Origin of the sequence: Streptomyces albidus (ex Kaewkla and Franco 2022), from assembly GCF_013870515.1 — a bacterium.
Lineage (GTDB): Bacteria > Actinomycetota > Actinomycetes > Streptomycetales > Streptomycetaceae > Streptomyces > Streptomyces albidus.
The window spans coordinates 1-2,849 of sequence record NZ_JACBXA010000427.1 but is presented as its reverse complement, the minus strand read 5'-3'; the positions used below and the strand labels follow the sequence as shown (position 1 = coordinate 2,849).

The window sequence follows — 2,849 nt, the reverse complement described above, 5'->3', positions numbered from 1 at the left end:
TCCCGCCGGACGGCTCGGGCACGCTCAACGACCCCGCCGTGCTGGAGATGGCCATGCAGGACGCGGCGGCCCGCATCGCGGGGGAGCCGAGGCAGGAGCCGTGAACGGGACGGCGCTCAGCCGTCGGGCGGCCCGCCCCCGGGGTGCCGAAGTCCGCGCCGGGTCAGGGCCGTTGCCGAGACCAGCAGCACCCAGCCCAGGCACCAGCTGGCCAGTACGTCCAGTGGCCAGTGGTAGCCGCGCCAGATCAGCCCCGCGCTGCAGGAGAGCGTGAGCAGCGCGGCGACGGCCAGGAGTGGCCAGTGCGGCGGCCGTCGCATCGTCAGGGACAGCAGCAGCGCTGCCCCGCCGAAGGCGACGGCCGCCGTGGCGGTGTGCCCCGACGGGTAGTAGTTGTGGCCGCCGAGCGGGCCCGGCCGTCCCAGCCCCACCTTGAGAACGGAGACGGTCAACGCGGCGGCCGCCATTGCCGCGACCGCGTAGAGCGGCGGCAGCCAGCGGCGCGCGCCGCCGGTCGCCACCGCGTACGCGATCGCTCCGGCGAGCACGGGCAGGGCGACGCCCGGGTTGCCCAGGTCGGCGCAGAGTTCGGCCACGAAGGTGGGCGGGGAGTTGCGCCGCATCACGGCACCGAGCTGCGCGTCCAAGGTGAGCAGCGGCCCGCCGACGGCGACCTGCCAGGTGATGAGCGCGAGCAGTGCACAGCACAGTGCGCAGAGAGCCAGATGAAAGGCCGACCGCCCCGGAACAGGGGGGAGAGTTCCGGAGCGGCCGTATCGACCGGTATTCCGCGAGCCCCGGGGGGTATGGGACGAGCGGTCCCCCGATCGGTGAGGAGCGTGCGCCAGGGCACGTCCGGGCCCGTCTTGGGGAGAGACTGGCTCGGGCCGGGAACCCGGAGTGGAGTTCCGGAAAACCCGGCGATTGCTGAAACCGTACGGCAGGTCAGCGGGCCCGGACAGCCGGATTACGCTCCAGCCATCGGCCTCGCACACATTCTTCACGCTGTACGGATTCAGCACCCCGTTCACAGCCCGGCCAGGGCGCCTTCCAGCACGTCGAGGCCCTCGTTGAGCAGGTTCTCGTCGATGACGAGCGGCGGCAGGAAGCGCATCACGTTGCCGTACGTGCCGGTGGTCAGCACCAGCAGACCGTCCTGGTGACAGGCCTTCGCGAGCGCTGCGGTGACCTGAGGGTCCGGCTCCTTGCCGCCGGGCTTGACCAGCTCGATCGCCAGCATCGCGCCGCGGCCGCGCACGTCGCCGATGACGTCGTACTGGTCGGCCAGCTTCCGCAGCCGGGGCTTCATGACCTCCTCGATGCGCTTGGCCCTGGAGGCCAGGTCCAGCTCGCGCATCGTCTCGATGGCGCCCAGAGCGGCGGCGCAGGCGACGGGGTTGCCGCCGTACGTGCCGCCGAGCCCGCCGACGTGCGCGGCGTCCATGATCTCCGCGCGACCGGTGACGGCCGCCAGCGGCATGCCGCCGGCGATGCCCTTCGCGGTCGTGATCAGGTCCGGGACGATGCCCTCGTCCTCACACGCGAACCACTGGCCCGTACGGCAGAAGCCGGACTGGATCTCGTCCGCGACGAAGACGATGCCGTTGTCCTTCGCGAACTGCGCGATGCGGGGCAGGAAGCCCTTCGCCGGCTCGATGAAGCCGCCCTCGCCCAGGACCGGCTCGATCAGGATCGCCGCCACGTTCTCCGCGCCGACCTGCTTGCTGATCTGGTCGATGGCCTGGGCCGCGGCCTCCTCGGCGCAGTTCTCGGCGCCGGTCAGCCACCGGTACGGATAGGCGACGGGGACCCGGTAGATCTCGGGGGCGAAGGGGCCGAAGCCGTGCTTGTACGGCATGTTCTTCGAGGTGAGCGCCATCGTCAGGTTCGTACGGCCGTGGTAGCCGTGGTCGAAGACGACGATCGCCTGGCGGCGGGTGTACGTCCGCGCGATCTTGACGGCGTTCTCCACCGCCTCGGCGCCGGAGTTGAACAGCGCGCTCTTCTTCGAGTAGTCGCCCGGAGTCAGGCGTGCGAGCTCTTCGCAGACCTCGACGTAGGGCTCGTACGGGGTCACCATCACGCACGTGTGGGTGAAGTCCGCCAGCTGCGCGGTCGCGCGCCGGACCACGGCCTCGGCGCTGTTGCCCACGCCGGTCACGGCGATTCCGGATCCGAAGTCGATGAAGGAGTTGCCGTCCACGTCCTCGAGGACGCCGCCCCCCGCCCGCTTCGCGAAGACGGGCATCACGGTCCCGATCCCGTCGGCGACGGCGGCCTGCTTGCGCGCCATCAGCTCCTGGGACTTCGGGCCGGGAATGGACGTGACGACGCGACGCTCCTGGGGGAGGGCCGGGCCACCGGACATTTCCGTCATCGTGCTCATAGCGCTCTCTCTCGGGACGAAGGGGCCTGCACGTCTCTCGCAGGCTAGAGGCAGCGGGAAGGGCGAGACATGCACCGGTGCGGAGAAGTCTGCGTGTCGTGTTGGCCGTCACGGACATAGGCATTCGCCGGCCGTTCCGGATCTCCCCTGGCTGGCGCCGCCCGGTCCCGCTGTCGGGTCGCGGCCTCTCGGTGACCCGGATCGGACGCACCGTCACGGGTCAACTGCTCCCGTCGACGGCTAGATTGGGACCCGGGAGCGCGAACGCACAGGCCGGGCAGGGGTAGAGGCAGTACATGGACATGGAGTCGCCGCACCGGCGTCAGAGTGCGGACAGCACGAACGGTTCGAAGGGGATGCCGGCGCAGGCACCGCCCGAAGGGCACGGCATGCCCGGCGACGGGCTGCCACGGCAGGAGAGCCGCCAGGGGGCGGCACCGCCTCCTCCCGCTGCCCCGCCGCC

2 protein-coding genes are annotated in these 2,849 nt (G+C 71.2%); both read right to left on the bottom strand.

The window, feature by feature from the left end; genetic code table 11:
- Positions 1 to 116: 116 nt before the first annotated feature.
- The gene (locus H5J26_RS30070; protein WP_181769120.1) at positions 117 to 647 is read right to left on the bottom strand and encodes a phosphatase PAP2 family protein; all 531 of its coding nucleotides are present in this window, start codon (positions 645 to 647) and stop codon (positions 117 to 119) included.
- A gap of 380 nt (positions 648 to 1,027) precedes the next feature.
- Positions 1,028 to 2,377 carry a 4-aminobutyrate--2-oxoglutarate transaminase gene (gabT, locus tag H5J26_RS30065; protein WP_181769121.1) on the bottom strand — a complete coding sequence of 450 codons (1,350 nt, stop codon included), beginning with the start codon at positions 2,375 to 2,377 and terminating at the stop codon, positions 1,028 to 1,030.
- Positions 2,378 to 2,849 lie beyond the last annotated feature (472 nt).